This window comes from Luteimonas sp. A537 (assembly GCF_054052065.1).
This window is the reverse complement of record NZ_JBSVRH010000002.1, coordinates 425,917-443,178: the sequence shown is the minus strand read 5'-3', so window position 1 is coordinate 443,178 and position 17,262 is coordinate 425,917. Positions and strand designations below refer to the sequence as shown.

The 17,262-nt window shown below is 72.0% G+C and carries 16 protein-coding genes and 1 tRNA gene; 14 read left to right on the top strand and 3 right to left on the bottom strand.

The window, feature by feature from the left end; all coding sequences use genetic code 11:
• Positions 1–112 precede the first annotated feature (112 nt).
• Together argH and ACW7GZ_RS05965 are read left to right on the top strand one after the other, a co-directional pair.
• Complete coding sequence (argH, locus tag ACW7GZ_RS05970) at positions 113–1,408, top strand: argininosuccinate lyase (RefSeq protein WP_457003258.1); 1,296 nt, start codon at positions 113–115, stop codon at positions 1,406–1,408.
• A 120-nt stretch (positions 1,409–1,528) separates the two neighbouring features.
• Positions 1,529–2,515: a patatin-like phospholipase family protein gene (locus ACW7GZ_RS05965; RefSeq protein WP_457008370.1), complete on the top strand. Its 987-nt coding sequence runs from the start codon at positions 1,529–1,531 to the stop codon at positions 2,513–2,515.
• Between the two features lie 8 nt (positions 2,516–2,523).
• On the opposite strand, the gene ACW7GZ_RS05960 is transcribed toward ACW7GZ_RS05965, so the two are convergent.
• Complete coding sequence (locus ACW7GZ_RS05960; protein WP_457008368.1) at positions 2,524–3,771, bottom strand: CynX/NimT family MFS transporter; 1,248 nt, start codon at positions 3,769–3,771, stop codon at positions 2,524–2,526.
• 79 nt (positions 3,772–3,850) lie between these two features.
• Positions 3,851–3,927, bottom strand: a tRNA-Pro gene (locus ACW7GZ_RS05955).
• Positions 3,928–4,056: 129 nt separating this feature from the next.
• Between ACW7GZ_RS05955 and hisS the strand changes: the two genes are divergently transcribed.
• From hisS to hisIE, 12 genes are all read left to right on the top strand, one after another.
• On the top strand, positions 4,057–5,505 hold the full coding sequence (gene hisS, locus ACW7GZ_RS05950) for a histidine--tRNA ligase (RefSeq protein ID WP_457008366.1): 1,449 nt from the start codon (positions 4,057–4,059) through the stop codon (positions 5,503–5,505).
• On the top strand, positions 5,502–7,418 hold the full coding sequence (locus tag ACW7GZ_RS05945; RefSeq protein WP_457008364.1) for an HAL/PAL/TAL family ammonia-lyase: 1,917 nt from the start codon (positions 5,502–5,504) through the stop codon (positions 7,416–7,418). The genes hisS and ACW7GZ_RS05945 overlap by 4 nt, the downstream gene beginning before the upstream one ends.
• Positions 7,415–7,771 (top strand): hypothetical protein, encoded by a 357-nt coding sequence (locus ACW7GZ_RS05940; protein ID WP_343278509.1) that lies wholly within the window; start codon positions 7,415–7,417, stop codon positions 7,769–7,771. The genes ACW7GZ_RS05945 and ACW7GZ_RS05940 overlap by 4 nt, the downstream gene beginning before the upstream one ends.
• 149 nt (positions 7,772–7,920) lie before the next feature.
• Positions 7,921–8,247: a YerC/YecD family TrpR-related protein gene (locus ACW7GZ_RS05935; protein ID WP_457003275.1), complete on the top strand. Its 327-nt coding sequence runs from the start codon at positions 7,921–7,923 to the stop codon at positions 8,245–8,247.
• 10 nt (positions 8,248–8,257) lie between these two features.
• The gene (gene hisG / locus ACW7GZ_RS05930) at positions 8,258–9,172 is read left to right on the top strand and encodes an ATP phosphoribosyltransferase (protein WP_457008362.1); all 915 of its coding nucleotides are present in this window, start codon (positions 8,258–8,260) and stop codon (positions 9,170–9,172) included.
• Complete coding sequence (gene hisD / locus ACW7GZ_RS05925; protein ID WP_457003278.1) at positions 9,169–10,464, top strand: histidinol dehydrogenase; 1,296 nt, start codon at positions 9,169–9,171, stop codon at positions 10,462–10,464. Before hisG ends, hisD begins: the two co-directional genes overlap by 4 nt.
• A complete protein-coding gene (gene hisC / locus ACW7GZ_RS05920) occupies positions 10,461–11,540 on the top strand; it encodes a histidinol-phosphate transaminase (RefSeq protein ID WP_457008360.1) in 1,080 nt (359 codons plus the stop codon). The genes hisD and hisC overlap by 4 nt, the downstream gene beginning before the upstream one ends.
• Positions 11,537–12,607, top strand: a complete 1,071-nt coding sequence (gene hisB / locus ACW7GZ_RS05915) for a bifunctional histidinol-phosphatase/imidazoleglycerol-phosphate dehydratase HisB (protein WP_457008358.1) — start codon at positions 11,537–11,539, stop codon at positions 12,605–12,607. The genes hisC and hisB overlap by 4 nt, the downstream gene beginning before the upstream one ends.
• On the top strand, positions 12,604–13,203 hold the full coding sequence (gene hisH, locus ACW7GZ_RS05910) for an imidazole glycerol phosphate synthase subunit HisH (protein WP_457008356.1): 600 nt from the start codon (positions 12,604–12,606) through the stop codon (positions 13,201–13,203). Before hisB ends, hisH begins: the two co-directional genes overlap by 4 nt.
• Positions 13,200–13,985, top strand: coding sequence for a HisA/HisF-related TIM barrel protein (locus tag ACW7GZ_RS05905; protein ID WP_457003285.1), 786 nt, complete (start codon positions 13,200–13,202; stop codon positions 13,983–13,985). The genes hisH and ACW7GZ_RS05905 overlap by 4 nt, the downstream gene beginning before the upstream one ends.
• Positions 13,979–14,752, top strand: coding sequence for an imidazole glycerol phosphate synthase subunit HisF (gene hisF / locus ACW7GZ_RS05900; RefSeq protein WP_457008354.1), 774 nt, complete (start codon positions 13,979–13,981; stop codon positions 14,750–14,752). The genes ACW7GZ_RS05905 and hisF overlap by 7 nt, the downstream gene beginning before the upstream one ends.
• Entirely contained in the window at positions 14,745–15,350 is a 606-nt protein-coding gene (hisIE, locus tag ACW7GZ_RS05895) for a bifunctional phosphoribosyl-AMP cyclohydrolase/phosphoribosyl-ATP diphosphatase HisIE (protein WP_457008352.1), read from the top strand. Before hisF ends, hisIE begins: the two co-directional genes overlap by 8 nt.
• 12 nt (positions 15,351–15,362) lie before the next feature.
• Here the strand turns inward: hisIE and ACW7GZ_RS05890 are convergent, their stop codons facing one another.
• A complete protein-coding gene (locus ACW7GZ_RS05890; RefSeq protein WP_457008350.1) occupies positions 15,363–17,183 on the bottom strand; it encodes a sensor domain-containing diguanylate cyclase in 1,821 nt (606 codons plus the stop codon).
• Positions 17,184–17,262 lie beyond the last annotated feature (79 nt).

The window sequence follows — 17,262 nt, the reverse complement described above, 5'->3', positions numbered from 1 at the left end:
GGAGCGGCTATAGCCGCGATTCGTCGGGCAAAAAAGGCACGACACCGCCGTGTAGCGGCGCTTGGTCGCGGCTATAGCCGCTCCTACAACAGCAGTAAAAATGGAGAACGACATGACCGACCTCCTCTGGCAGAAGCCCGGTGTCACCGTCGACAGCGACATCCAGGCCTTCCTGGCCGGTGACGACGTCATCCTCGACCGCGACTTCTTCCTGCACGACATCCAGGCCAGCCGTGCCCACGCCGAAGGCCTCGCGCGCATCGGCATCCTGGCCGCGGACGAACTGGCCGGCATCGCGCGCGAACTCGACGCGCTGGCCGACGACTTCCAAAGCGGCGGCTTCGTGCTCGATGCACGCTACGAGGATGGCCACTCCGCCATCGAAGCGCGCCTGACCGAACGCCTCGGCGACGCCGGCCGCCGCATCCACACCGGCCGCAGCCGCAACGACCAGGTGCTGGTGGCCACGCGGCTGTGGCTGAAGGAGAAGCTGGCACGGACCCGCGCGCTGTGCATCGAGACCGCCACTATCGCGCTGGAGCGCGCACACGCCGAGGCCGACGTTCCTCTGCCCGGCTACACCCACCTGCAGCGCGCCGTCGTGTCCTCGCTTGGCATGTGGTGGTCGGCCTGGGCGGAGGCCTTCATCGACAACGCCGCACGCGCCGGCGACACCCTGGCCTGGATCGACGCCAACCCGCTTGGAAGCGCCGCCGGCTATGGCGTCAATCTGCCGCTGGAGCGCGACCACACCACCGCGGCCCTCGGCTTCGGTCGCCTGCAGGTGGCGGCGACCTATGCGCAGCTTTCGCGCGGCAAGTTCGAGATGGCCGCGCTGGAAGCCCTGTCCAGCGCCATGCTCGACCTGCGCCGCCTGGCCTGGGACCTGAGCCTGTTCACCTCGGGCGAGTACGGCTTCGCCAGGCTACCGGCGCAATACACCACGGGCAGCTCGATCATGCCCAACAAGCGCAATCCCGACGTCATCGAGCTGATGCGCGCGACCTATGCCAGTGTCGCCGCCGCGCGCACCGAGATCGAGCAGCTGCTGTCGCTGCCGTCCGGCTACCACCGCGATCTGCAGCTGTCCAAGGGCGCGCTGTTCCACGGCTTCGGCAAGGGCCTGCAGGCGCTGGCGCTCTTGCCCGACCTGCTGCGCAACCTCGACTGGGACACGGAGCGCATGCGCGCCGCGCTGGAGCCGTCGATGTATGCGACCGATCTCGCCGTCGATATGGCGCGCGACGGCCTGCCGTTCCGCGAGGCCTATCGCCAAGCCGCCGATCCGGTGCGCTGGGCTGAAGGTGATCCCGCCGCGAGCCTTGCCGCGCGCACGTCTCCCGGCGCTGCGGGCGATCTGCGGCTGGAAATGCTGCGCGCGCGACTTGAAGCATCGGGCACCGTGTAGCGTGCCGACGCGGCTGGCGTGTGATGCTGTTGCGTCAGCCCCCACCGGGTTGCAGCCAAGGAAGCCTTACGTGGAGCCGACGCAGTGAGTAATGCCAGGACCAGTGCCCGAAAGCGCAGCGTGAGCCTCGCCCTGCAGGGCGGCGGCGCGCATGGCGCGTTCACCTGGGGTGTCCTCGACGCATTGCTCGAGGACGGGCGCCTGGATCTCCGCGGCGCCAGCGGCACCAGCGCCGGCGCGATGAACGCAGTCGTGCTGGCCCATGGCCTGCTCGAAGGCGGCCCCGAAGCCGCGCGCGAAGCCTTGGCCCGCTTCTGGACCGCGGTCGGCGGCAGTGCGCCGCTGCTGCAGGCGGGGGCAGGATCCGCCGATGGCCGGCCCTCGCCCATGGCGTCGCTGATGCTGCAGTGGAGCGGCTTCCTGGCTCCGTCGCAGTTCAACCCGCTGGGCTACGACCCGCTGCGCGACATCGTCGAGGCGCAGGTCGATTTCGAGCGCCTGCGCGCGCAGCGCAAGTTCGATCTGTTCATCGCCGCGACCCATGCCAATACCGGCCGGCTGCGCCTGTTCCGCACGCCGGAGCTGAGCGCCGACGTGGTGCTTGCCTCGTCCTGCCTGCCTGCGCTGTATGCCGCGGTGGAGATCGACGGCGAGCCGTACTGGGACGGCGCCTTCGCCGCCAACCCGCCGGTGCTTCCGCTGCTGGCGGAGTGCAGGGTCGACGACGTGCTGCTGGTGCTGCTGAGCCCGGTCAGCCACGGCGAACTGCCGCGTTCGGCCGCGGACATCCGTGACCGCACCCAGGCGCTGGCGTTCAACGCCGCCTTCCTCGCCGAGATGCGCAGCCTGGTCCGGATGCGCGAGTTCGTGCGCCGCTCGATCGTGCCGTGGCTGGTGAAGGAGCATCCGGTGCGTCGCAAGCGCATGCACATGGTCGCCGACGATGAACTGATGGCGCGGCTCGACGACGATTCGAAGTCGACCACCAGCCTGCCGTTCCTTGAAACCCTGCGCGACCACGGCCGCGCCCGGGCGCGGGAATGGCTGGACGCACACGCGGCCGAGGTGGGGAAGCGCTCGACGGTGGATATCGCGTCGTTTCGCTGACGTTCGCTTCAGCGTACGCGCGCAGCCGAGATGTCTTCCAGACACCTCGGCCGGCACGCCTGCCACGCGCCGCACAGCATCACCAACACGCTCACGGCCAACATCGCGAACGGCCAGGCCAGGCTGCCGCTCGCATCCTTGAGGATGCCGAACAGCAGCGGCCCGAGGCAGGCCAGCGTGTAGCCCAGGCCCTGGGTGAAGCCCGACAGCGCCGCTGACCCCGCGGGGGTGCGCGTGCGCAGGTTGATCAGGGTCAGGCCGAGCGGGAAGGTGCAGCCGCCGATTCCGACCAGGGTCGCCCACAGCCAAGGCGCCGCCATCGGCGCCAGCCAGAGGCCGGCGAAGCCCGCGAACTGCGCCAGCGCGCAGATCACCGCCAGCGCGAAGGTGTTGGGCATGCGCACCGCAAGCGCCGGTACCACCAGTCCGCCAAGCAGGCTGAAGCCTGTGTACAGGGCCACCATGGCGCCGCCGTAGGCCGGCGATGCACCGGCGTCGGTGAAGATCCGGGGCATCCAGGTGAACATGGCGTAGGTCGCCAGCGAGGTCATGCCGAACATCAGCGCCATGCCCCAGCCCAGGGACGTGTGCCAGACCCGGCTGCGCGAACCCGGGGTGGATTCGAGCCCGGTGGCGCCGGCGGAGGACGTCGCGTCGGAGGGTGCCGTGGATCCGTGCCGCAGCAACACCAGCCACGGCAGCATCGCCAGCACTGCCAGCAGCGCCCAGAAGCCCATCGACAGCCGCCAGCCGAAGGCATCCGCCAGCGGAACCGCGAGCAGCGCCGCCATGATCGTGCCCGCCTGGAGCGCGGTGATGTAGACCACGCTCAGCGTGCCCACACGATGCGGGAAATGGCGTTTCACCAGCGGCGGCAGCACCACGTTGCCGATGCCCATGCCCGCCAGCGCCAGCAGCGAACCGCCGATGAGCAGGGGCATGCCGCCGGCCAGCGAGCGCAGCACAAGGCCCGCCGCGGCCAGCGCCATGGCCAGCAGCACGGTGCGCTCGAGTCCGATGCGGCGGGTGATCGCCGGCGTGCCGGCGCCGAAGGCCGCGAACGCCGCGGCGGGCAGCATGCCGATGAAGCCGGCCATGCTGGCGCCGAAGCCAAACTCCCGGCCCACGACATCGAGCAGCGGCGTGATCGAGGTGACGGCCGTGCGCAGGTTGAAGGCCGCAAGCGTGATGCCGGCAAGCGCCAGCAGCCAGCCGCGTGCGTGGGGGCCGCCGGTGGCGGCGTGGGAAGCCGGCATGCTGCAGTGTCCAGGCGCGCCCGGGAGGCGCTGAAAGCAGAAAACCGGCCGTGGGGCCGGTTTTTGCGTGGTCACCAAGTGGTCGGGGAGACAGGATTTGAACCTGCGACTTCTACGTCCCGAACGTAGCGCTCTACCAGGCTGAGCTACACCCCGACAGGTGAGCTGCGCATTTTAGGGACTCCGGGGCCGGAAGGGCAAGCCTTGCGTGCGCCGGCGGCCGGGGCGGCGGCGCCAGTCGCTAGAATGGCGGGCCAATCCGCATGGCCTGCACCGGAGCCCGCCTTGATCAAGCCACGCACGCCCCCGGGCGTCCTCGAACTGCTGCCGCGCGAGCAGGTCGCCTTCCAGCGCATGCTCGACACCATCCGCCGCACCTTCGAGGCATGGGGCTTCCTGCCGGTGGAAACGCCGGTATTCGAGCTCTCCGAGGTGCTGCTGACCAAGACCGGTGGCGAGACCGAGCGCCAGGTGTATTTCGTGCAGTCCACCGGCGCGCTGGAGAAAGCCCAGGGCGGCGGCGGGCAGGACGTGCCGGAAATGGCGCTGCGCTTCGACCTGACGGTGCCGCTGGCCCGCTACGTGGCCGAGCACGAGCACCACCTCGCCTTCCCGTTCCGCCGCTACCAGATGCAGCGCGTGTACCGCGGCGAGCGCGCGCAGCGCGGCCGCTTCCGCGAGTTCTACCAGTGCGACATCGACGTGATCGGCAAGGACACGCTGTCGCCGCGCTTCGAGGCCGAGGTACCGGCGGTGATCAACGCCGTGTTCGATGCGCTGGGCATCGGTGAATTCACCATCCAGCTCAACCATCGCAAGCTGCTGCGCGGGTTCTTCGCCGGGCAGGGCATCGATGACGCGGCGCAGCCGCTGGTGCTGCGCGAGATCGACAAGCTCGACAAGCGCGGCGAAGAGGCCGTGCGCGCGACGCTGGAGGGCGAGGGCTTCGGCCTGTTGCCGGAGGTGGCCGAGCGGCTGCTGGCCTTCTCGCGCATCCGTTCCAACGGCCATGGCGATGCGCTCGCGAAGCTCGATGCGCTCGGCGCCGGCACGCCGCAGTTCGAGGAGGGACGCGACGAGCTGCGCGCGCTGCTCGGCATGCTGAAGGCGATGGGCGTGCCGGAGTCGCGCTACGCGATCAACCTCTCCATCGCGCGTGGCCTGGACTACTACACCGGCATGGTCTACGAGACCACGCTGGACGCGAACCCGGGCATCGGCTCGATCTGTTCCGGCGGCCGCTACGACGACCTGGCCGGTCACTACACCAAGTCGAAGCTCCCCGGCGTCGGCATCTCCATCGGCCTGACGCGCCTGTTCTGGCAGCTGCGCGAAGCCGGCCTGGTGGCCGCGGAGCGCAGTCCGGTGGACGTGCTGGTGGCGCTGTTCGACGACGCCGGCCTGGACGATGCGCTGGCGCTCTCGCAGCGGCTGCGCGCGGCGGGCCTGAACGTGGAGACCCAGTTCGAGCCGCGCAAGCTCGGCAAGCAGTTCCAGTACGCCGACCGCGCCGGCATCCGCCACGTGGTGGTGCGCGGCGCGGACGAGGTCGCGCGCGGCGTGGCGACGGTGAAGGACCTGCTCAACGGCGAGCAGGTCGAGGTCACGCTGGAAGGGCTGGCGGATGCGCTGCTCGCGCGATGCCGGGTGGATGAAGCCAACGCCGTCGTCGGGGCGCTTGCCGGGTCCGCCGCGGGTCCGGCGATCGCATCCGCCAAAGGAGACGCACGATGAAGCCCGTACTTCTTGACGGACTGTCGCTGACCCGCCCGCAGCTGGTGGCCGTGGCCCACGGCGCCCAGGTGTCGCTGGACGAAGGCGCGCTGCGCGCAGTGGCGCGCGCCGCCGATTTCCTCGCCGAGCAGGTGCGGCGCGAAGAGCCGATCTATGGCGTGTCCACCGGCTTCGGCAGCAACGCCGACAAGCTGCTCGGCGCCCATCCGCTGCGCGATGAACTGCCGGGTGGCGCGCCTTCCGGCCGCTCCCTGCACGCCGAGCTGCAGCGCAACCTGATCATCACCCACGCCGTCTGCGTGGGCGAGCCGATGTCGGCGCCGGTGGTGCGCGCGATGATGTGCATTCGCGTCAACACGCTGCTGCGCGGGCACTCGGGCATCCGCGTGTCCACGCTGCAGGCGATGGCTCAGCTGCTCAACGCCGGCGTGGTGCCGGTCGTGCCACAGCTGGGCTCGGTCGGTGCCTCGGGCGACCTGGCGCCGCTGTCGCACCTCGCGATCGTGTTGCTGGGCGGCGGCGAAGCCTTCGTCGAGGGCGAGCGCATGCCGGGCGCCGATGCGCTCCAGCGCGTGGGTCTGGCGCCGGTCGAACTCTCCTACAAGGAAGGCCTGGCCCTCAACAACGGCACCGCGCAGATGCTGGCGATGGGCGTGCTGGCACTGGCGAAGCTGGAGGACCTGCTCGACACCGCGGACCTTGCCGCGGCGATGACGCTCGACGCCTTCGCCGGCCGCCTGGGCGCCTACGCCGAGGACGTGCACGCGCTGCGCCCGCATCCGGGCCAGGTCGCGGCCGCCGCGCAGCTGCGCGCGCTGCTGGGCGGTTCGACGCTGGCCGACATCGCCTACCACCTGGTGCCGCGCTTCCGGCAGTGGTTGCCGGGCAGCTGGGACGAGCCCGGCGCGCAGGCGCTGCCCTTCGACATCGGCTGGGACTGGGTGCCGACCAGCCAGCGCCACGGCCGCGAGAAGTTCTACCAGCGCTTCAAGCCCTTCCGCGGCGGCAAGAAGCACCAGCCGCAGGACAGCTATTCGCTGCGCTGCGTGCCGCAGGTGCACGGCGCGGTGCGCGACGCCGCGGCCCAGGCCGCGCGCGTGCTCGAGGTCGAGCTCAACGCGGTCACCGACAATCCGCTGGTGTTCCCCGACAAGGCCGCCGGGCACGTCGGAGGCGCGTTCGTTGAAAGCACGGTGATCTCCGCCGGGCACTTCCACGGCATGCCGCTGGCGCTGGCGATGAGCTACCTCAAGGCCGCCCTTCCGGTGCTGGCCTCGATCAGCGAGCGCCGGCTCAACAAGCTGGTCGACCCCGCCACCAGCGACGGCCTGCCGGCCTTCCTGATCGGCAACGAGGACGGCACCGAGTCGGGCTTCATGATCGTGCAGTACACCGCCGCGGCGATCGTCAACGACCTCGCCAGCCGCGCGCATCCGGCCAGCGTCTACTCGGTGCCGACCAGCGCGAACGCGGAAGACCACGTGTCGATGGGCGCCAACGAGGCGCGCCACGTGCTGGCCATGGCCGACGACCTGGGCAAGGTTCTGGGCCTGGAGCTCTACACCGCCGCGCAGGCGCTGGACCTGCGCCGCGACATGATCAACGCCGCGCGCGACCTGGCGCGGCGCGGCGATGCGGCGGCGCTGGCGGCCAAGGTGTCGGGCGCGCCGGCCGCGGGCACGCCGGACCACGCATGCTTCATGGAGGAAGTCGAAGCGCTGCGCGTGGAGCTCGCGGAGAGCGAACCCTTCCATCCCGGCCGCGCCGTCGATGTGGCGCACGGCGTGATCCGCGGCCGCATCGCGAGCATGGAGCGCGACCGCGCGATGGACGGCGACGTGGCCGAGGCCGTGCGCCTGGTCTGCGACGGCGTGCTGCTGGCCGCCGTGCGCGACGCGGGGCAGGGCGCTTGAACCTGCCCCTGCACCTGGGCTGGCCGGGTGCACTGGAAGCGGGCCTGATCGCACTGCTGGTCGGCCTGTTGGCCTACGCGCTGTTCCACGCCATCGGCCTGCGTGCGCGCTGGCCGGAGGGGCATGCGATCGGCTGGGCCTGCCTGGCCGCGATCGCGATCAGCGCCGGCATCGACACCTGGCACCTGTTCTACATGGGCGTGGTCAAGCTCGAGTCGCCGGTGTACGCGCGCATCGCGCTGTCGAAGATCCATGACCCCGACGGGCTTGGCATCCGCGTGCTGATGGAAGTCATCGGCGCCCTGGCCGGTGTCGCCCTGGGCTGGATGCTGGCGGAGCGCCGCCGGGCCTGAGGGCCGCGACCGCCGCGTCCGCCGCGTCCGCCGAGGCCGCCGGTCCCTTGAACCCGTTACCTGTCTTGGCTGCCCGCCCGCGCCGGGAGGGGTTGCGCGCCCGCGATCGACGTGCGTTAATGTGCTAACGCATTAATACATTGGTCTAGATGAAGCAGCGCCCCGCTCCCGTGCCGAAGAAGGATGCCGATGCCGGCTTCAAGGCCTTGGCCAAGGCGCTTGCGTCCCTGCAGGACCCTGCCGAGGTCGCGGCGTTCCTGCGCGACCTGTGCACCCCGGCCGAACTCGAGGCCATGACCGACCGCTGGCGCGTGGTGCCGCTGCTGCTCGAGGGCGTGCCCTACCGCGAGATCCACCAGCGCACCGGCGTCAGCGTCACCACCGTGGGCCGCGTCGCCCGCACCCTGGAGCACGGCGAAGGCGGCTACGCGGCCGCCGTCCGCGAGCAGTTCCCGCGCCTCCTCGACCGACACTGAAGTCCCCGCCATGAGTCCGATCTCCTCCGCGGCACCGCGCGAGCGGCTGCGCATTGCCATCCAGAAATCCGGCCGCCTGGGCGAACCCGCGCGCGCCCTGCTGGCGTCCTGCGGCCTGTCCTGGCGCGAGGGCCGCGACCGCTTGTTCTGCCACGGCGAATCGCTGCCGGTCGACCTGCTGCTGGTGCGCGACGACGACATCCCCGGCCTGATCGCCGACGGCGTCTGCGACCTCGGCATCGTCGGGCGCAACGTGCTCGACGAGACCAATGCCGGCCGTGAGGCGCTGGGTGCGGCCGCCGCGGCGAGCGAGCTGCGACCGCTGGGCTTCGGCGACTGCCGGCTCGACATCGCCATCCCCGATGGCGTCGAGTGGACCGGGCCGGAGCAGCTCGCCGGGCTGCGCATCGCCACCAGCTATCCGGCGCTCCTGAAGCAGTGGCTGGACGTGCAGGGCATCGTTGCGGGCGCGGTGACGCTGTCGGGCTCGGTCGAGATCGCGCCGCGGCTGGGCCAGGCGGACGCGGTCTGCGACCTGGTGTCGAGCGGCGCGACGCTGGCGGCCAACCGGCTGGTGCCGGTGATGACCCTGTTGCGCAGCGAGGCGGTGCTGGCCGGACCGCTGCACGCCTTCGGCGACGCCCGCGACGACCTCGCGCAGATGCTGCGGCGACGCCTGGACGGCGTGCTGAAGCTGCGCGACAGCCGCCTGCTGATGTTCCAGGCCTCCCGCAGTGCGCTCCCCGGCCTGCTGGCGCTGCTGCCGGACGCCGAACCGCCCACGGTGATGCAGGTCGACGGCAAGGACACGCTCGCGCTGCAGGCGCTGTGCCACGGCGCGATGGGCTGGCAGCGCCTGGAGGACCTGAAGCTGGCCGGTGCACGCGGACTGATGGTGCTGCCGATCGAGAGGACGCTGGCATGAAGCGGCTGGACTGGAATGCGCTCGATTCGATCGGGCGCGCGGAGGCGCTGCGGCGGCCGGTGCAGGACATGGCGGTCGAAGTGACCGCGACCGTGGCCCGGATCATCGATGCGGTGGTCGACGGCGGCGACGCGGCCGTGCGCGACCTGGGCCGCAGGTTCGACGGCGTCGACCTCGAGGATGCCCGCGTCGGCGCGGACGCGTTCGAGGCCGCGATGGCAGCCGTGCCGCCGGCCCTGCTGGATGCGCTGCGCGCCGCCGCCTCGCGCATCGAGGCCTTCCACCGCGCCGGCATGCAGGCCGACTACGCGGTGGAGACGGCGCCGGGCGTGCGCTGCGCGCGCATGGCGCGGCCGATCCGCCGCGTCGGCCTGTACGTGCCCGCGGGCAGCGCGCCGCTGCCGTCGACGGTGCTGATGCTGGGCGTGCCGGCGCGGCTGGCGGGCTGCGCCGGGGTGGTGATGTGCACGCCGCCGCGCGCCGACGGCAGCGTGGACCCGACCGTGCTCGCCGCTGCGCGCCTGTGCGGGATCACGCGCGTGCACCGCGTTGGCGGTGCGCAGGCGATCGCGGCGATGGCCTGCGGCACCGCCACCTTCCCGGCCTGCGACAAGCTGTTCGGGCCCGGCAATGCCTGGGTGACCGAGGCCAAGCGCCAGGTCGCGCAGCGCGGGTTGGCGTCGATCGACATGCCCGCCGGGCCGTCCGAGGTGCTGGTGGTCGCTGATGCGGGCGCGAACCCGGCCTGGGTCGCCGCCGACCTGCTGTCGCAGGCCGAGCACGGGCCGGACTCGCAGGTGCTGCTGGTGTCCGACAGCGACGCGCTGCTCGACGCCGTGGCCGTGGCGATTGCCGCGCAGCTCGAGCGCCTGCCGCGGGCGGCCATCGCGCGCGAGGCGCTGTCGCGCTCGCGGCTGCTCAAGGTCGACGGACTTGCGCAGGCCTTCGACGTCAGCAACGCGTACGCGCCCGAACACCTGATCCTCGCCCTGCGCGAACCGCGCGCGTGGCTGGACCGCGTGCAGGTGGCGGGCTCGGTGTTCCTCGGCGACCACACGCCCGAGGCGCTGGGCGACTACTGCAGCGGCACCAACCACGTGCTGCCCACGGCCGGCGCCGCGGTCGCGACCAGCGGCGTGTCGGTCTCGAGCTTCCAGAACTTCATCAGCGTGCAGGAGGCGACGGCTGAGGGCATCGCGGCCATCGGCCCGGACGCGCTCGCCATGGCCACCGCCGAGGGCCTCGAGGCGCACGCCAGCGCCGTGCGCCTGCGCCTGGAGCGGGCGGCATGAGCGCGCTCGGACTGCTGCGCCCGGACCTGCGCGGGTTCGCCGGCTACCGCTCCGCGCGCTCGGACATCGCTCGAGGCGAGGTGTGGCTCAACGCCAACGAGTCGGCCTGGCCCAACGCCGCCGATCCCGCGGGGCGCTGCCAGCGCTATCCGGAGCCGCAGCCCGACGTCCTGCGCGCCGTGCTGGCAGCGCTGTATGGCTGCGCGCCCGGGCAGCTGCTGGTCGGCCGCGGCAGCGACGAGGCCATCGACCTGCTGGTGCGCGCGCTGTGCCGCCCGGGCGAGGACGCGGTGCTGGTGACGCCGCCGGTGTTCGGCATGTACGCGGTCAGCGCGCGGCTGCAGGGCGCGCGCCTGGTCGAGGTGCCGCTGGAGGAGGCCGGCGGCGATTTCGTGCTCGACCCTGGCGCGGTCATCGGCAAGGCGCTGCGCTCGGGCGCGCGCATCGTCTTCCTCTGCTCGCCGTCCAACCCCACCGGCGGACTGGTGTCGCACGTGGACATCGAGACCATCGCACGCGCGCTGGACGGGCGCGCGCTGGTGGTGGTCGACGAAGCCTACGTCGAATACACGGATCAGCCGTCGGCGGTGGCGCTGCTGTCACGCCTGCCAAACCTGGCCGTGCTGAGGACGCTGTCCAAGGCGCACGCGCTCGCCGCGGCCCGCATCGGCTGCGTGATCGCGGACGCGGCCCTGGTCGCCGCGTTGCGCGCCTGCCAGGCGCCGTATCCCGTGCCGGCGCCCTGCGCCGCGCTGGCGCTGGCCGCGCTTGCGCCCGATGCGCTCGCCGCCACGCGCGCGCGCGCCGCGGATGCCGTGGCGGAGCGCGAGCCGATGCGCTCGGCGCTGGCAGCGCTGCCGAACGTGCGCCGGGTGTATCCGTCACAGGGCAACTTCCTGCTGCTGCGCTTCGCCGACGCCGGCGCGGCGCTCAAGGCGCTGCTGGCCGCCGGCGTGGTGGTGCGCGACCAGCGCGCTGCGCCTGGCCTCGATGACGCGCTGCGCATCACCGTGGGCACGGCCGCGGAGAACGCGCGCGTGCTCGCCGCACTGTCGGCGCTGGAGGTGGCGGCATGACCCCGATCCTCTTCATCGATCGCGACGGCACCCTGATCGAGGAGCCCGAGGACTTCCAGGTCGATGCGCTGGACAAGCTGCGCTTCTGCCGCGACGTGGTCCCGGCCCTGCTCAGGCTGCGCGACGCCGGCTATGCCTTCGTGATCGTCAGCAACCAGGACGGCCTCGGCACGCCGGCGTATCCGCAGGCGGACTTCGATGGCCCGCAGGCGCTGATGCTGCAGGTGTTCGAGAGCCAGGGCATCAGCTTCCGCGAGGTCCTCATCGACCGCAGCCTGCCAGGTGACAACGCGCCCACCCGCAAGCCGGGACTGGGCCTGGTGGTGCCGCTGCTGCGCGACCGCGGCATCGACTGGGCGCGCGCGGCGATGGTCGGCGATCGCGACACCGACCTGGAGTTCGCGGGGAACCTCGGCATCCGCGGCTTCAAGCTGCGCGGCCGCTTCGGCGGCGATTGGGACTGGCCGGCAATCGCGCACGCGCTGGTCGACGCGCCGCGCCAGGCGCGCGTGGAACGCGAGACGCGCGAGACCCGCATCCGCGTCGAACTCGACCTCGACGCCGCCGCGCCGCCGCGCATCCGCACCGGGCTGGCCTTCTTCGACCACATGCTCGAACAGATCGGCACCCACGGCGGCATCGCGCTGGCCATCGAGGCCGACGGCGACCTGCATGTCGACGAGCACCACACCGTCGAGGACACGGCGCTGGCGCTGGGCCAGGCCTTGCGCGAGGCGCTGGGCGACAAGCGCGGCATCGGCCGCTACGGCTTCACCTTGCCGATGGACGACGCCCTGGCCAGCGCCGCGCTCGACTTCGGTGGCCGGCCCTGGCTGCAGTTCACCGGCAGCTTCCGCCGCGAGCGCGTGGGCGACCTGCCGACCGAGCTGGTGCCGCACTTCTTCCGCTCGTTGTGCGATTCCGCTGCGCTCAACCTGCATATCGAGGTCCGCGGCGAGAACGACCACCATATGGTCGAGGCCTGCTTCAAGGCCTTTGCGCGCGCGCTGCGCCAGGCCGTCGCCCGCACCGGCCGCGACCTGCCCAGCACCAAGGGCGCCCTGTGAGCGCGCCGGTCGCGGTGATCGACGCCGGCGGCGCCAACCTCGGCTCGGTCTGCTACGCGCTGGAGCGCCTGGGCGCGATGCCGCGCATCGTGCGCGACGCGGATGGCCTGCGCGGCGCGGCGCGCGTGATCCTGCCGGGGGTCGGCGCCGCGGCGCCGGCGATGCGCCTGCTGCGCGACCAGGGCTTCGTCGAGGCGCTGCCTGCGCTCGAGGTCCCGCTGCTCGGCATCTGCCTGGGCATGCAGCTGCTGTTCGAACACTCCGCGGAAGGCGACGTGGAGTGCCTCGGTCTGCTGCCGGGCGTGGTGCGCCGCATGCGGCCGGCGCCGGGCCTGCGCGTGCCGCACATCGGCTGGAACCGCCTGTGCGCGCGCCGCGCCTCGCCGCTCATGGCAGGCATCGACGACGGCGCCTGGGCCTACTTCGTGCACGGCTATGCGGCCGCGCCGGGTGCCGACTGCGTCGCCTATGCGATGCACGGGTCCGCCTTCTCCGCAGTCGTCGAACGTGGCCGCGTCGCTGGCGCACAGTTCCACCCGGAGCGGTCGGCCACCGCCGGCGCGCGACTGCTGCGCAATTTCCTGGAGGCCGCATGAGCTTCACCGTCTATCCCGCCATCGACGTGCGCGAAGGCCGCGTGGTGCGCCTGGCGCAGGGCGACTATGCGCGCGAGTCGCGCTATCCGGCCGACCCGCTGGCGCAGGCGCTGGCCTATGCCGGCCGCGGCGCGCGCTGGCTGCACCTGGTCGACCTCGACGCTGCGCGCGCGGGCGGCTACACGCAGGCGCCGCTGCTGCGCGCCATCCGCGCCGACAGCGCGCTGCAGGTGCAGACCGGTGGCGGCGTGCGCCACGAGGACGACGTCGCCGCGATCCTCGACGCCGGCGCCGCGCGCGTGGTGGTGGGGTCGCTGGCCGTGCGCGAGCGCGAGCGCGTCGCCGGCTGGATCGAGCGCTTCGGCGCCGAGCGCATCGTGGTCGCGCTCGACGTGCGCCGCGGTGCCGACGGCGCTTGGCGCCCGGGCGTGCACGGCTGGACGGAAGAGGGCACGGAGCGGCTGGAGGACCTCGCCGGTTTCCATGCCCGGGCGGGACTGCGCCACCTGCTGTGCACCGACATCGGACGCGACGGCATGCTGGCCGGACCCAACCTCGCGTTGTACGACACGCTTCGCGCCTGCGTGCCGGGGCTGCAGGTGCAGGCGAGCGGCGGCGCCCGCGACGCCGCCGACGTCGCCGCCGCGCGCCGCGCCGGCTGCGCGGGCATCGTGCTGGGCAAGGCGCTGCTGGAAGGTCGCGTCGACCTGGCGGAGGCGCTGGCCGCGGGTGCGCCCGCCACCGTCGGCCGCGACGCCGGCTTCGGGCGGCCGCCGTGCTGAGCCGCCGCGTCATTGCCTGCCTCGACGTGCGCGACGGCCGCGTGGTCAAGGGCGTGCGCTTCCGCGACCACGTCGACGCCGGCGACATCGTCGAGCTGGCTACGCTGTACGCGCGCGAAGGCGCTGACGAACTCGTGTTCTACGACATCACCGCCAGCCCCGCGGGGCGGACGGTCGACGTCGCCTGGGTCGAGCGCCTCGGGCGCCTGCTCGACATCCCGTTCTGCGTCGCCGGCGGCATCCGCAGCGTGGCGGATGCGCGCAGCGTGCTGCAGGCCGGCGCCGACAAGGTCTCGGTCAACACGCCCGCGCTGGAGCGCCCGGCGCTGGTGTCCGAGCTGGCCGCCGCCTTTGGCCGGCAGTGCGTGGTCGCCGGCGTCGATTCGCTGCGCGACGCCGACGGCCAGTGGCGTGTGCGCAGCCACACCGGCGACGCCGCCGTGATGCGCGACAGCGGCCGGCCCACGCTCGACTGGATCGACGAGCTGCAGGCGCTGGGCGCGGGCGAGATCGTCCTCAACTGCATGGGCAGCGACGGCGTGCGCGCCGGCTACGACATCGCGCAGCTGCGCGCCGCGCGCGCGCGCTGCGACGTGCCATTGGTGGCGTCCGGCGGCGCGGGCGCGATCGGACACTTCGCAGCCGTATTCGAAGAGGCGGACGTGGACGGGGCGCTCGCCGCCAGCGTCTTCCACTCCGGCGAGGTCCGGATCCCGGAACTCAAGCGCGGGCTGCGCGCCCGCGGAATCGAGGTGCGCGATGACTGAACCGCTCGCCATGCCGACGCTCGACTGGGGCAAGCAGGGCGGCCTGGTGCCGGCCGTGGTGCAGGACGCGGGCAGCCACCGCGTGCTGATGCTGGGCTACATGAGCCCGGAGTCGCTGCAACACACGCTCGCCACCGGCTTTGCCACGTTCCACAGCCGCAGCCGGCAGCGGCTCTGGACCAAGGGCGAGACCAGCGGCCACCACCTGCGCGTGGTCGCGCTGGAGGCCGACTGCGACGCCGACGCGCTGCTGCTGCGCGTGGTGCCCGCGGGTCCCACCTGCCATCTCGGCCGCACCAGCTGTTTCCCCGGCGCCGCCGGCAGCGGGCTGGGCGCGCTGGATGCCGTGGTCGCCGAGCGCGCACGCACGATGCCCGAGGGCCACTACACGACGAATCTGCTGGCCGCCGGCGTCCACCGCGTGGCGCAGAAGGTCGGCGAGGAAGGCGTGGAGACCGCGCTCGCCGCCGTGGCCCAGCACGACGCGGCGCTGCTGGGCGAGGCCGCCGACCTGGCCTACCACCTGCTGGTGCTGCTGCGTGCCCGTGGCCTGGGCCTGGCCGACGTCGAGCGCGTGCTGGCGGAGCGCGCGGGCTGAGGCGCCGCTTGCTCAGGCCGCCGAGATCGAAGTGCGCACGCAGTCGCGGCCGTTGGCCTTGGCCGCGTACAGCGCCTGGTCGGCGACCTGCAGCGCGTCGTCGATGTCGTCGATGGTGCCCGGGACCACGGTGTGCACCCCCACGCTCCCGGAGATGCGTACGTTCGGGCCCTGCTGCGACTCGCAGGGCGCGGAGGAGATGGCGCGCCGCACCTCCTCGGCCACGGCGACCGCCGCGCGCAGGTCGATGCCGGGCAGCACGATCACGAATTCCTCGCCGCCGAAGCGCGCGAGAAGCGCCTCGTGGGGCCGCAGCGCCTGGCCGATCCGTCGGGCCGCCGCGCGCAGCACGTCATCGCCCACCAGGTGGCCGTGTTCGTCGTTGATGGCCTTGAAGAAGTCCAGGTCGACCATCAGCAGCGACAGCGGCCGACGGTCCTGGTTGCAGGCCACCAGCAGGCGTTCGAAGGCGTCGTGGAAGTGCGAGCGGTTGTACAGGCCGGTCAGGCCGTCGCGGCGCGAGGACTCGCGCAGGCGCGAATGTGCCTGCTCCAGCTGGTCGAGCGTGCGCTGCAGTTCGCGCGTCCGCGTGGCCACCGTGCGCTCGAGCTGCACGTTGGCCTGGCTGACGATGCGTTCGTTCTCGTTGCGCAGCGAAGCGTAGCGGTAGCTGAGCGCGACCGAGAGGAACAGCATCTCCAGGGCGGAGCCGATCTGCACGCCGTACTCGGTGTAGAAGGTCTTGGGGATCACCCCGAAGGCGACCAGGGTGAAGACCGCCGTGCCGGCGAGGAACATCGACCACGACAGCAGGAACAGCCGCGCCGGCCGGTAGCCCTTGCGCAGCGCCACCACGCTGACCACGGTGATCCAGACGATGCTCGCCAGCACCGCCAGCGACACCGCCGGGGTGATCAGGCGGTAGGGCACGAACACCGCCGCGATGCCGAAGCAGGCGAAGGCGGAGATGGCGATGATGCTCACCCGGTTGCCCGTCGGCCAGCGGTCGCCCAGCCCCAGGAACACGCGCGCGAACTGGTGCATGCCGATCAGCGCCAGGCTGATCGACAGCGGCACCGATTTGTCGGCCAGCCAGACGTTGTTGGGCCACAGGTATTCGAAGCCCAGCCCGTTGAGGCAGAACAGCACCAGGCCGAAGGCGCTGATGTGGAACAGGTACCAGAAGTAGCTGGCGTCGCGCAGCACCAGCCACAGCACCAGGTTGTAGAAGAACAGCGCCAGCAGGATGCCGTAGTACAGGCCGATCGCCAGCTGCGCGTCGCGCGAGAGTTCGGTGAACGCGCCTGGCGTGTACAGCACCAGCGGCACCTGCATCGAACTCTGGCTTTGCACCCGGAACAGGATGTCCACCGGCTGGCCGGGGGGCAGGTCGAGCATGAAGTTGGGATGCCGGTAGCGGATGGCGCGTTCGCTGAAGGGCAGGGTGTCGCCGCCGGCGTGGTGCTCGACGTGGCCGTCGGGGTAGCGCAGGTAGACGTCGAGGTGGTCGCTGAGCGGATAGGTCTGCACCATCAGCCAGCGAGGTTCGTCCGGATTGCGATTGACCACGCGCGCATGGACCCAGAAGGCGCCGTCCTGGAAGCCGAAGGCCGGGTTGCCACCGGGCAAGGGCCTGAAGCCGCCAGCCTCAAGCGCGCGCCATGCATCGGCCAGGGTGTCCGTCGCGGCGGTGTCGTGGCGATAGGTGACATGTGGCGAGAGCGCGATTTCGCCGGTATCGGCGGAGAGTTCGATCACGCTGCTGGCGCTGGCGCTGGCGCTGGCGGTGAGCGGCAGGGCGAACAGCATCAGCAGCGCCAGAAGCACGGCCATTCGCGTCATTCCCGATACCACGACGTTCATCCAGACGTCCCCTCTACCGCGTCCATGACTGCAACGGAAAGCATCGCAG

What these genes read in the sequence shown, in the direction of transcription:
- argH (WP_457003258.1), top strand. Translation starts at nt 113, where the DNA reads ATGACCGACCTCCTCTGGCAGAAGCCCGGTGTCACCGTCGACAGCGAC.
- ACW7GZ_RS05960 (WP_457008368.1), bottom strand. Translation starts at nt 3,771, where the DNA reads ATGCCGGCTTCCCACGCCGCCACCGGCGGCCCCCACGCACGCGGCTGG.
- ACW7GZ_RS05945 (WP_457008364.1), top strand. Translation starts at nt 5,502, where the DNA reads ATGAAGCCCGTACTTCTTGACGGACTGTCGCTGACCCGCCCGCAGCTG.
- ACW7GZ_RS05935 (WP_457003275.1), top strand. Translation starts at nt 7,921, where the DNA reads ATGAAGCAGCGCCCCGCTCCCGTGCCGAAGAAGGATGCCGATGCCGGC.
- hisG (WP_457008362.1), top strand. Translation starts at nt 8,258, where the DNA reads ATGAGTCCGATCTCCTCCGCGGCACCGCGCGAGCGGCTGCGCATTGCC.
- hisD (WP_457003278.1), top strand. Translation starts at nt 9,169, where the DNA reads ATGAAGCGGCTGGACTGGAATGCGCTCGATTCGATCGGGCGCGCGGAG.
- hisC (WP_457008360.1), top strand. Translation starts at nt 10,461, where the DNA reads ATGAGCGCGCTCGGACTGCTGCGCCCGGACCTGCGCGGGTTCGCCGGC.
- hisB (WP_457008358.1), top strand. Translation starts at nt 11,537, where the DNA reads ATGACCCCGATCCTCTTCATCGATCGCGACGGCACCCTGATCGAGGAG.
- ACW7GZ_RS05905 (WP_457003285.1), top strand. Translation starts at nt 13,200, where the DNA reads ATGAGCTTCACCGTCTATCCCGCCATCGACGTGCGCGAAGGCCGCGTG.
- hisIE (WP_457008352.1), top strand. Translation starts at nt 14,745, where the DNA reads ATGACTGAACCGCTCGCCATGCCGACGCTCGACTGGGGCAAGCAGGGC.
- ACW7GZ_RS05890 (WP_457008350.1), bottom strand. Translation starts at nt 17,183, where the DNA reads ATGGCCGTGCTTCTGGCGCTGCTGATGCTGTTCGCCCTGCCGCTCACC.